Annotated in this window: 10 protein-coding genes; 4 read left to right on the top strand and 6 right to left on the bottom strand. The window is 61.8% G+C overall.

The window, feature by feature from the left end; genetic code table 11:
• Nucleotides 1-28: 28 nt before the first annotated feature.
• The 4 genes from ACQKEK_RS07830 to ACQKEK_RS07845 form a co-directional block, all read right to left on the bottom strand.
• Entirely contained in the window at nucleotides 29-1,189 is a 1,161-nt protein-coding gene (locus ACQKEK_RS07830; RefSeq protein WP_499141901.1) for a phosphoglycerate kinase, read from the bottom strand.
• A 77-nt stretch (nucleotides 1,190-1,266) separates the two neighbouring features.
• On the bottom strand, nucleotides 1,267-2,313 hold the full coding sequence (epd, locus tag ACQKEK_RS07835; protein WP_128120361.1) for an erythrose-4-phosphate dehydrogenase: 1,047 nt from the start codon (nucleotides 2,311-2,313) through the stop codon (nucleotides 1,267-1,269).
• Between the two features lie 159 nt (nucleotides 2,314-2,472).
• On the bottom strand, nucleotides 2,473-4,470 hold the full coding sequence (tkt, locus tag ACQKEK_RS07840) for a transketolase (protein ID WP_499141902.1): 1,998 nt from the start codon (nucleotides 4,468-4,470) through the stop codon (nucleotides 2,473-2,475).
• Between the two features lie 123 nt (nucleotides 4,471-4,593).
• A complete protein-coding gene (locus ACQKEK_RS07845; RefSeq protein ID WP_127840735.1) occupies nucleotides 4,594-5,514 on the bottom strand; it encodes a LysR substrate-binding domain-containing protein in 921 nt (306 codons plus the stop codon).
• Between the two features lie 162 nt (nucleotides 5,515-5,676).
• Between ACQKEK_RS07845 and ACQKEK_RS07850 the strand changes: the two genes are divergently transcribed.
• From ACQKEK_RS07850 to metK, 4 genes are all read left to right on the top strand, one after another.
• Complete coding sequence (locus ACQKEK_RS07850) at nucleotides 5,677-6,573, top strand: TauD/TfdA family dioxygenase (RefSeq protein WP_499141903.1); 897 nt, start codon at nucleotides 5,677-5,679, stop codon at nucleotides 6,571-6,573.
• Nucleotides 6,570-7,175: a LysE family translocator gene (locus ACQKEK_RS07855; protein WP_499135645.1), complete on the top strand. Its 606-nt coding sequence runs from the start codon at nucleotides 6,570-6,572 to the stop codon at nucleotides 7,173-7,175. Before ACQKEK_RS07850 ends, ACQKEK_RS07855 begins: the two co-directional genes overlap by 4 nt.
• A 78-nt stretch (nucleotides 7,176-7,253) precedes the next feature.
• Nucleotides 7,254-8,255: an ArsR/SmtB family transcription factor gene (locus ACQKEK_RS07860; protein WP_499141904.1), complete on the top strand. Its 1,002-nt coding sequence runs from the start codon at nucleotides 7,254-7,256 to the stop codon at nucleotides 8,253-8,255.
• Between the two features lie 14 nt (nucleotides 8,256-8,269).
• Complete coding sequence (gene metK, locus ACQKEK_RS07865) at nucleotides 8,270-9,460, top strand: methionine adenosyltransferase (protein WP_046161637.1); 1,191 nt, start codon at nucleotides 8,270-8,272, stop codon at nucleotides 9,458-9,460.
• Between the two features lie 344 nt (nucleotides 9,461-9,804).
• Here metK and ACQKEK_RS07870 read toward each other — a convergent pair whose 3' ends face one another.
• Both ACQKEK_RS07870 and ACQKEK_RS07875 read right to left on the bottom strand, forming a co-directional pair.
• Nucleotides 9,805-10,566, bottom strand: coding sequence for an ABC transporter permease (locus tag ACQKEK_RS07870; protein ID WP_127840325.1), 762 nt, complete (start codon nucleotides 10,564-10,566; stop codon nucleotides 9,805-9,807).
• A complete protein-coding gene (locus ACQKEK_RS07875) occupies nucleotides 10,563-11,492 on the bottom strand; it encodes an ABC transporter ATP-binding protein (RefSeq protein ID WP_499141905.1) in 930 nt (309 codons plus the stop codon). Before ACQKEK_RS07875 ends, ACQKEK_RS07870 begins: the two co-directional genes overlap by 4 nt.
• Nucleotides 11,493-11,512: the final 20 nt, after the last annotated feature.

The following is an 11,512-nucleotide window of genomic DNA, read 5'->3' on the forward strand; positions in this document are numbered from 1 at the left end:
TTGTAACGGCAAAAGGCCATCAGCCGTTTTACTTTGCGCGCTGCTCCAGCACTTCCACAGCAGGCAGAACCTTACCTTCGACGAACTCGAGGAAAGCACCGCCGCCGGTAGAAATGTAGGAAATCTGTTCGCTCACGCCATACTTATCGATAGCCGCCAGCGTGTCGCCGCCGCCAGCGATAGAGAATGCCGGGCTTTGCGCGATGGCCTGAGCCAGCACCTTGGTGCCGTTGCCAAACTGATCGAACTCGAACACACCGACCGGGCCGTTCCACAGGATGGTCTTCGACGACTTCAGCAGTTCGGCGAAATTGGCTGCGGTCTGCGGGCCGATGTCGAGGATCATGTCGTCTTCGGCGACGTCCGCGACTGCCTTGACGGTGGCTTCGGCATCTTCAGCGAAAGCCTTGGCCACGACCACGTCGACCGGCAGCGGCACGCTGACCTTGGCGGCGATGGCCTTGGCGGTTTCGACCAGATCGGCTTCGTACAACGACTTGCCCACCGGGAAACCGGCCGCAGCGAGGAAGGTGTTAGCGATACCACCGCCGACGATCAGCTGGTTGCAGACCTGGCTCAGGCTGTTGAGCACGTCCAGCTTGGTGGAGACTTTGGAGCCAGCGACGATGGCTGCCATCGGCTGAGCGGGGCTCTTCAGTGCTTTGCCCAGGGCATCCAGCTCAGCTGCGAGCAGCGGCCCGGCACAGGCCACCTTGGCGAATTTGGCCACGCCGTGGGTCGAACCCTGGGCGCGATGCGCAGTGCCGAAGGCGTCCATGACGAACACATCGCACAGCGCCGCGTATTGCTGCGCCAGCTCGTCGGTGTTCTTCTTTTCACCCTTGTTGAAACGCACGTTCTCCAGCAGCACCAGCTCACCCGCCTGCACCTGGACGCCGTTCAGGTAATCCTTGACCAGCGGGACTTCGCGGTCGAGCGCCTTGCTCAGGTAATCAGCGACCGGCTTGAGGCTGTCTTCCTCGCTGTAGACGCCCTCTTCCGGACGGCCCAGGTGTGAGCAGACCATCACCGCTGCGCCCTTTTCCAGCGCCAGCTTGATGGTTGGCAGCGAAGCAAGGATGCGCGCATCGCTTTTAACCGCGCCATTCTTCACCGGCACGTTGAGATCCTCACGGATCAGCACGCGCTTACCCTGGAGGTCGAGGTCGGTCATCTTCAAAACGGTCATGTGATCTTCCTTAAGTTCAAGAACGGCGATATTTGTAAGCTGCGGTCGGCCAGGTAAAGCCCGCCAGACAGTGACGGTTAAGCGCGGTGGGCGACGCGCAAATAATGATCGGCCACGTCCAGCATGCGGTTGGCAAAACCCCACTCGTTGTCGAACCAGGCCAGCAAGTTCACCAGCCGCGGCCCGGAGGCGCGCGTCAGGCTGCCATCGACGATCGCAGAATGCGGGTCGTGGTTGAAATCACAGCTGGCGTGGGGCAGCTCGGTATAAGCGAGCAGGCCTTTCAACGGGCCGGATAACGCGGCTTCCCGCAGAATCCGATTGATCGTTGGCGCATCCGTATCGCGGGAGGTCTGCACGGTGATATCCAGACAGGACACGTTCACCGTCGGCACCCGCACGGCTTTGGCCTGAATCCGCCCCGAGAGTTCCGGCAGCAGGCGTTCGATGCCTTTTGCCAGACCGGTCGACACAGGGATCACCGACTGGAAGGCCGACCGCGTGCGGCGCAGATCATCGTGGTGATAGGCGTCGATGACCGGCTGATCGTTCATCGCCGAGTGAATCGTGGTGATCGAGACGTAATCGAGCCCGATGGCATCGTTGAGCAGCTTGAGCAGCGGTACGCCGCAGTTGGTAGTGCAGGACGCATTGGAGACCAGTCGTTCGGCTCCCGTCAGCTGCTCATGGTTGATGCCCATGACCACCGTGGCATCGACATCAGCTGCCCCGCTCATGGGTTGCGAAAACAATACTCGAGGAACACCTGCCGCGAGAAAGCGCTCCCCGCCGGCACGCGTGTTGTAGGCACCGGAACACTCGAGCACGAGGTCCACACCCAGATCGCGCCAATCGACCGCTTCTGGCGTCGACTCGCGCAAGACCTTTACGCAGTGGCCGTTAAGATGCAGACAATCGCCTTCCACCGCCACGTCACCGGGAAAGCGGCCATGGGTAGAGTCGAAACGGGTGAGGTACTCAAGACTGGCCATGTCGGCGAGGTCGTTGAGGGCGACGATCTCGAAATCGAAGGCCGCGTTGCGCTCGTAGAAGGCACGCAACACGCAGCGACCAATGCGACCGTAGCCGTTGAGGGCAATGCGGTAGGGGACAGTTCGGGGCATTCGCGGCTCGCCTTATGCGAGCTGGAAGCTGGAAGCCAGACACTCGAAATGGCTCATGCCGCCGCCACCCCGATGTTGAGCCGCCACTTCTCAGCTGCTGTGATCTCGCAAACCTGAGCTGGAAGCCCTTACTCAAGCCTCCAGCTCCCAGCTTAGCTATCAGTCTTCCAGCAGCTCTTCAGCCACCGCAAGGATGTTGTCGACCGTAAAGCCGAACTCCTCGAACAGCTGACCAGCCGGGGCCGACTCGCCGTAGGTGGTCATGCCGATGATGCGGCCGTCGAGGCCAACGTACTTGTACCAGTAGTCCGCATGCGCCGCCTCGATGGCGATGCGCGCGCCGACTTCTACCGGCAGCACGTGCTGCTTCCAGGACGCATCCTGGGCATCGAAGACGCTGGTGCACGGCATCGAGACGACACGCACGTTGCGACCCTGCTCAGTCAGCTTGTCGTAGGCCTGAACGGCTAGCCCAACTTCCGAACCGGTGGAAATGAGGATCAGCTCCGGCTCGCCGACGCAGTTCTTGAGGATGTAACCACCCTTGGCAATGGACGCCTCGGTTTCGTTGTCGCGGATGTGATACGGCAGGTTCTGGCGCGAGAAGATCAGCGCGCTCGGGCCGTCCTTGCGTTCGACCGCATGCTTCCAGGCGACCGCAGATTCGACCGTATCGGCCGGACGCCAAGTATCCAGGTTCGGCGTGGTGCGCAGGCTGGTGAGCTGCTCGATCGGCTGGTGAGTCGGGCCGTCTTCGCCAAGGCCAATGGAGTCATGGGTGAAGACGTAGAGCACACGCTGCTTCATCAGCGCCGACATGCGCACGGCGTTGCGGGCGTATTCCATGAACATCAGGAAGGTGGCACCGTAGGGAATCAGGCCGCCGTGAAGGGCGACGCCGTTCATGATGGCGCTCATGCCGAACTCGCGCACGCCGTAGTACATGTAGTTGCCCGAGGCATCCTCGGCGACCACCGGCTTGCAGCCCTTCCACAGGGTCAGGTTGGAACCAGCGAGATCCGCCGAACCGCCAAGCAGTTCCGGCAGCAGCGGGCCGAAGGCATTCAGGCAATTCTGGCTGGCCTTGCGGCTGGCAATGGTCTCGCCCTTGGTGGCGACTTCGCGAATGAACTCGCTGGCCTTTTCGGCGAAATCGGCCGGCAACTCGCCCGCCATGCGCCGCTTGAACTCGGACGCCAGTGCCGGGAATTCGGTTTCATAGACGGCGAAACGCTTGTTCCACTCGTTTTCCGCGTCGGCGCCCTTCTGCTTGGCGTCCCACTCGGCGTAAATCTCGGCGGGAATCTCGAACGGGCCGTGATTCCAGCCCAGCGCTTCGCGGGTCAGGGCGATTTCCGCATCACCCAGGGCGGCGCCGTGGGATTCTTCCTTGCCCTGCTTGTTCGGCGAACCGAAGCCGATGACGGTCTTGCAGCAGATCAGTGTCGGGCGGTCGCTCTTGCGCGCGGTCTCCAGGGCGATCTGGATTTCCTCGGCGTCATGGCCGTCAACGTTGCGAATGACCTGCCAGCCGTAGGCTTCGAAGCGTCGCGGGGTATCGTCGGTAAACCAGCCATGCACTTCGCCATCGATGGAAATGCCGTTGTCGTCATAGAAGCCGATGAGCTTGTTCAGGCCCAGCGTGCCTGCCAGTGAGCAGACTTCATGGGAAATCCCTTCCATCAAGCAGCCGTCGCCCATGAATACATAGGTGTGGTGATCGACGATCTTGTGCCCGTCGCGGTTGAACTGCGCGGCCATGACCTTTTCCGCCAAGGCGAAACCGACGGCATTGGCCAGACCCTGGCCCAGCGGGCCGGTGGTGGTCTCGACACCTGCGGTGTAGCCGAACTCGGGATGGCCCGGGGTTTTGCTGTGCAATTGCCGGAAGTTCTTCAGGTCGTCGATGGACAGGTCGTAACCGGTCAGGTGCAACAAGGAATAGATCAGCATCGAGCCGTGGCCGTTGGACAGCACGAAGCGGTCGCGGTCGGCCCACTGCGGGTTGGTCGGGCTGTGCTTCAAATGGTCTCGCCAGAGGACCTCAGCGATGTCCGCCATGCCCATGGGGGCACCCGGGTGGCCGCTGTTGGCTTTCTGCACGGCATCCATGCTGAGGGCGCGGATGGCATTGGCTCGCTCACGACGGCTGGGCATCGCTGAATCTCCTGCGGGGTAGCTTCTGAAACGAAGGGGGCGGAAAAAGGCGGCCATTTTCCCCTACCGCGGGTGGCGGGGCAATGACTGAATAAGCGCCGCGGGGCCGCCAATGCCCCCTAATTAGTCGAGCAGCCTGACGCCACAACTGCCGATGTCCGGCAGATGTTGCAGCAAATAGTCCTTCATGCGCGTCAGCGTCAGGGGCGGCTCTCCCGCCGCCGGCCAGACCAGGTAATAGCTGTCGCCGGAGCGCACCGCCTGGTCGAACGGCAGCATCAGCGAGCCTTTGCGCAACTCGGCGTCAACCAGGGCTAGATCGCCAATCGAGATGCCATGCCCCTGTGCTGCTGCGGAAATCCCCAGCTCCAGCGTGTCGAACAGCTTGCCCTGCTGCCAGGCGACAGCCTCGACCCAACCGACCCGTTGCAGCCAGCGGCGCCAGTCTCGGCAGTCGCGCGACGGGTGAATCAGCTCTGCATCAGCGAGGCGTGCAGCCGTCCAGGGTGATCCCCCCTGATAGTCCGGTGAACACACCGGCACCAGCCATTCATCGAACAACTTGATCCGGTTCCAGTCTGCCGGAAACCCGCCATGCCCCAGCAGGATGGCGCAATCGAAGGGCTCGTTGTGGAAGTCCACCGAATCGAGGTCCATCCAGGCACTGGTCAGTTGCACGCGATCCTGCGGATGGGTGAGCTGGAAATTCTCCAGCGCACCGAGCAGCCAGCGCATGGTCAGGGTCGAGGGCGCTTTCAGCCGGAGCGCGTCCTGCTGCCGGTTAATGGCGATGCAGGCGTTTTCGATGGTACGGAAGCCGACCTTGAGTTCCTGCGCCAGCAGCCGTCCGGTGTCGGTCAGCGCCAACCTCGAACCGCGCCGCTCGAAAAGCGAGCAGCCGAGGCTTTCCTCCAGCGTCTTCACGTGTCGACTGACAGCACTCTGGGTGATGCACAGGCTTTCAGCGGCCTGTGTAAATGACCCGAAGCGCGCCGCGACCTCAAAGGCACGCAGCGCGTAAAGCGGCGGCATGCGCAACGTCATACCCCCAGCCTCCGGCATGAGTAAAACTCATCGGAGATGGCCGTTTTTTCCATTTTGCAACCCTCCAGGGCCCACCAATACTCGCCGGCAATCGGGCCAGCCATGCGTTGGCACCGACCCAATAAGAGGCCTCTGCCTTGTATAACGCTAGGGAAGGATGACATGCCCACTCGCGAGTTCGATCAACTTTTGTCTGCCAGTATTCGTCACGGGGGGCTCAGTCAGGCGCAGATAGCGGACATCCTTGATTTCAAGCTGTTCGGCAATGCCAAGGGTTTTGTCCTGTTGGAAGACACGGAAATCGGTGAGATACCGCCGACGCCCGCCTCACGCACCAACCTGAACAAGGTCGACGACCGCAGCGAGCGCCTGCTCTTGCAAGCCACCGCGCTGCTGGGCGAGCCGATCGGCTACGTGCAGGAATCGGGCGGTTGCATCGTCAACAATTTCTTCCCGCAGCAGACGCAGTCACGTGCCGCGACCTCGGACAGCTTCGACACTGAACTCGACCTGCACACCGAAAACGCCTTCCACGCCATCCAGCCGGACTACCTGCTGCTGCTCTGCCTGCGTCAGGATCCGGCCGCCGAGGCCGTCACCTACATCGCGTCGGCCGAGCGCATCCTTGAGCGACTTTCCTACGAAGACCAGGTGTTCTTTCTCAACGAGCCCTACAACTTTCTGTCCGACTACGGCCACAGCGAAAAGAACCAGCGCATCGATATCAACAAGCATCAGACCGTGCTGTACGGCGACCCTGACGCCCCCTTTCTGCGCTTCGATCCGCAATTCATGGTCGCCTACAGCGATCGGGCTCAGCGCGCGCTGGACCGACTTCGCGCCGTTGCCTGGGAAGTGGTCGAGCCGGTGCGCCTCACGCGCGGCGATTTGCTGGTCATCGACAACCGCCGCACGGCACACGCACGCAGCCCCTTCACCGCCCGTTTCGATGGCAGCGATCGCTGGATGCAGCGCACCTTCGCCAGCTGCAACCTGCGCTTCTATACCGAAAAGCTGGGCAAGCAATCGCGCATCTTCGAACTGGTAACCGAGCTATGAACGCCACCTATCTCGCCTTTGCCGCCGCGGTCGCTTTGCTGATCGCCTCCCCTGGCCCGGTCGTCGCGCTGGTTGTCGCCGACGCCCGACGCAGCTGGCCGGCCTGGACCATTCTCGGCGGTGTGCTTTCGGCGCAAATGCTGTTGATCGCTGCGCTGATGGTGATCTACCTGGCCCTGGACCTGAAACCGGTAATTCTCGAATGGGGCCAGGTGCTCGGCGGGCTCTACCTGATCTGGCTCGGTGCCGACGGCCTCTGCGGGGGCGGTGGCGGAGAAGCTAAGGAGCTGCCGCGCCCGCAATCGCATTACTTCTGGCGGGCCATGGCGGTCGGACTGTCCAACCCCAAGGACATCCTGTTCTTTCTCGCCTTTCTGCCAGGCTTCATTCTGCCGGCGCAACCCTTCGCGCCGCAGGCGCTGGCGCTGATCGCCATCTGGGCACTAGTCGATGTTTCGATTTTGATCACCTACAGCCTGGTGTCACGCCAGTTGTCGAGCAATGACCGCCTGCAGGGGCTACTCGATCTGCTGCCCAATTTCTTTCTATTGGCGCTGGGTCTGGTGTCCTGCGGCATGGGCGTCAACAGCCTGATCAGCTAAGGCGTCGCTTGCCCAATATCAAAACTTTTTGATATTGGCATTGCTGGACGAAAATCGACCGACTAGACTGCGTCGCCTATGAGCCTGCGCATTTCCCAGATGTCTTTCGCCGACAGCGACCAACTCGCCGCCCTGTGCAAGGCCGGCGGCGATTCGCTGCGGCTGAACGTACTGCGCGCGCTGGCCAGCGACTCGTTCGGCGTGCTCGAGCTGGCGCAGATTTTTGCCACCGGACAATCCGGCATCAGCCATCACCTCAAGGTACTGACCCAGGCTGGCCTGCTGGCGACGCGCCGAGAAGGCAATGCGATCTTCTATCGCCGCGCCCTGCCCCAGAACGACAACCTTGGCGGCAGGCTGCATGCAGCCCTGCTCGACGAGGTGGATCAGCTGAGCCTGCCGCTCGATGTGCAGGCGCGCATTGCCGCAGTGCATGCTCAGCGCAGTGCCGCCAGCGAAGACTTCTTCGCAAGGATGGCCGGTAGCTTTCAGGCGCGGCAGGACATGATTGCCGGCTTCCCGCAGTACCGCGACAGCGTGGTCGCGCTGCTCGATGCGCTGAATCTTCCAGCCCAGGCAACAGCGCTTGAAGTAGGCCCCGGCGACGGTAGCTTTCTGCCCGAACTGGCACATCGGTTCGCTCGAGTGATCGCGGTGGACAACAGTGCGGCGATGCTCGAGCTGGCTCGCTCACGTTGCGAGCGGGATGCGCTGGAAAACGTCGAATTGAAACTTGCCGACGCCTTGCAGGACGAATGCCCATCGGCAGATTGCGTCGTGCTGAACATGGTTTTGCATCATCTGGCGGCGCCGGGTGAAGCACTCAAGCAACTTGCACGGCTGGTGAACATGGGCGGTAGCCTGCTGATCACCGAGCTGTGCAGCCACAACCAGAGTTGGGCCAGGGAGGCCTGCGGCGACCTCTGGTTGGGCTTCGAACAGGATGATCTGGCCCGTTGGGCCGATGCCGCGGGGCTCACGCCCGGCGAGAGCCTCTACATTGGCTTGAAGAACGGTTTTCAGATCCAGACCCGGTACTTTTCCCGGCTCGCCCCTGACAGCCGACTCACCCACCGGTAATTAGGAACCGATAGATGAGCGAATATTCGATTTTCACCTCCGAGTCCGTGTCCGAAGGGCACCCGGACAAGATTGCCGACCAGATTTCCGATGCGGTGCTGGACGCCATCATCGCCGAGGACAAGCACGCCCGCGTGGCCTGTGAGACGCTGGTCAAGACCGGCGTTGCGATCGTCGCTGGCGAAGTCACCACCAGCGCCTGGGTCGACCTCGAGCAGCTGGTACGCGACGTCATCATCGACATCGGCTACAACAGCTCGGAAGTCGGCTTCGATGGCGCCACCTGCGGCATCATCAACATCATCGGCAAGCAGTCGGTGGACATCGCCCAAGGCGTTGACCGCAGCAAGCCGGAAGACCAGGGCGCCGGCGACCAGGGCCTGATGTTCGGCTATGCCAGCAACGAAACCGACGTGCTTATGCCGGCGCCGATCCGCTTCTCCCACGCACTGGTCGAGCGCCAGGCCGAAGCACGCAAGAACGGCCTGCTGCCGTGGCTGCGTCCGGATGCCAAGAGCCAGGTCACCTGCCGTTACGAAGGCGGCAAAGTGGTCGGTATCGACGCCATCGTGCTATCCACCCAGCACAACCCGGAGGTCAAGCATTCCGACCTCAAGGAAGCGGTGATGGAGCTGATCGTCAAGCACGTGATCCCGGCCGAACTGCTGCACAAGGACACCCAGTTCCATATCAACCCGACCGGCCAGTTCATCATCGGCGGCCCGGTGGGCGACTGCGGCCTGACCGGGCGCAAGATCATCGTCGACACCTACGGCGGCATGGCCCGTCACGGCGGCGGCGCCTTCTCCGGCAAGGACCCGTCCAAGGTCGACCGTTCGGCCGCCTACGCGGGTCGTTACGTGGCGAAGAACATCGTCGCCGCCGGCCTGGCCGAGCGCTGCGAAATCCAGGTTTCCTACGCCATCGGCGTGGCCCAGCCGACCTCGATCTCGATCAACACCTTCGGCACCAGCAAACTCAGCGACGAAAAGATCGTCGCCCTGGTCCGCGAGCATTTCGACCTGCGCCCGTACGCAATCACCACCATGCTCGACCTGCTGCACCCGATGTACAAGGCCACCGCCGCCTATGGCCACTTCGGCCGTACTCCAGTTGAAATGACGGTCGGTAACGACACCTTCACCGCCTTCACCTGGGAAAAGACCGACAAAGCCGACGCCCTGCGCGCTGCTGCCGGGCTCTGACCCGCCTCCAATCCCTAGGGTGGGCTTTAGCCCACCCCCGCGGAGTTGTCGCCAACTCGGTGGGCTGAAGCGGAACGCCGCCCGGCCCACCCTACGAGACGGCCAAACGCATGAAAAAGCCCCGCCAGCGAAAGCCGGACGGGGCTTTTTTACAGGTGCGACGGTTCTCTACCACCCCGACAAGGCCGGCGCCCCGCAGCACCGCTTCGGCCTCGACCCGCCCCAAACCGTAGGGTGGGCTTCAGCCCACCACCACGGACCTGCCAGCGACGCGGTGGATTGAAGCGGAACGCCGCCCTGCCCACCCTACGAGATGGCCAGCGCATGGAGAAGCCCCGCCCGGCTCAATTTTTCAGGCGATAACCCGTCTTGAAGATCCACCAGATCAGCACCAGACACAGCGCCAGGAAGCCCAGCGTCATGGCCAGGCTTATACCGACGTTAACGTCGGAAACCCCGTAGAAACTCCAGCGGAAGCCACTGATCAGGTACACCACCGGATTGAACAGCGTGACCTTCTGCCAGACTGGCGGAAGCATTTCGATGGAGTAGAAGCTGCCGCCTAGAAAGGCCAGTGGCATGACGATCAGCGACGGCACGATCTGCAGCTTTTCCCAGCCATCCGCCCAGATGCCGATGATGAAACCGAACAGGCAGAAGGTCACCGCGGTGAGCACCAGGAACAGCGCCATCACCCACGGATGGGCTATCTCGTAATCGACGAATAACCGGGCCGTCAGCAGAATCACCAAGCCGAGAATAATCGACTTGGTCGCCGCGGCGCCGACATAGCCGATGACAATCTCCAGGTACGACACCGGTGCCGACAGCACTTCGTAGATGGTCCCCGAATAGCGCGGCATATAGATGCCGAACGACGCATTGGAAATGCTCTCGGTAAGCAGCGCCATCATGATCAGGCCGGGGATGATGAAGGCACCGTAAGGGATGCCGTGCATCGCCTCCATCCGCGAGCCGATGGCCGAGCCGAAGACGACGAAATACAACGAGGTGGATATGACCGGCGTGGCGATGCTCTGCAACAGCGTGCGCCAGGTGCGCGCCAGCTCGAATAGGTAGATGGCGCGAATTGCGTGGAAATTCATGTGCGGCTGCCTTTTACCAAGCTGACGAAGATTTCTTCCAGCGAACTCTGACTCGACTGCAGATCCTTGAAATCGATGCCGTGCGCCGCCAGCCGCCTGAGTAGCTCGGCAATACCAGTGTCTTCATGCTGAGCATCGAAGGTGAACACCAGTTGATTGCCCGAGTCGACCAGCTCGAGCGGATATCCGGCCAGATCCGCCGGAATCTCCGCCAGCGGTCGTTGCAGATGCAGGGTCAGCTGCTTGGTGCCAAGCTTCTGCATCAGCGCTTTCTTGTCCTCGACCAGGATGATCTCGCCCTTGCTGATCACCCCGATGCGATCAGCCATCTCCTCGGCCTCTTCGATGTAGTGCGTAGTCAGGATGATGGTTACCCCGCGCTCACGCAGACGGCGGACCATCTCCCACATATCGCGGCGCAGCTCGACGTCAACGCCCGCCGTGGGCTCGTCGAGAAACAGGATGGTCGGCTCGTGGGACAAGGCCTTGGCGATCATCACGCGGCGCTTCATGCCGCCGGACAGCTCGATGATGCGCGCACTCTTCTTGTCCCAAAGCGACAGGTCGCGCAGCAATTGCTCCAGGTAGGCATCATCCGGCGCCTTGCCGAACAGTCCGCGGGAAAAGCGCACCGTCGCCCAGACACTCTCGAAGCCTTCATTGAAGAGTTCTTGTGGCACCAGGCCGATCTTGGAACGTGCGGCGCGGTAGTCATCGATGATATCGAAGCCATCGACCCGAACTCGACCGCTACCGGGATTGACGATCCCGCAGATGATGCTGATCAGCGTGGTTTTGCCCGCCCCGTTGGGCCCGAGCAGGGCAAAGATCTCGCCCTTGTGGATCTCCAGATCGATCTGCTTGAGCGCTGGATGCCCCGACGCGTAGGTCTTGGTGAGGTGCTCGATGGTGATCACGGGTTGCACTGATGAATCACTCCGCAAAA

Origin of the sequence: Pseudomonas sp. NPDC077408, assembly GCF_050269105.1 — a bacterium.
In the GTDB taxonomy this organism is placed as follows: domain Bacteria; phylum Pseudomonadota; class Gammaproteobacteria; order Pseudomonadales; family Pseudomonadaceae; genus Stutzerimonas.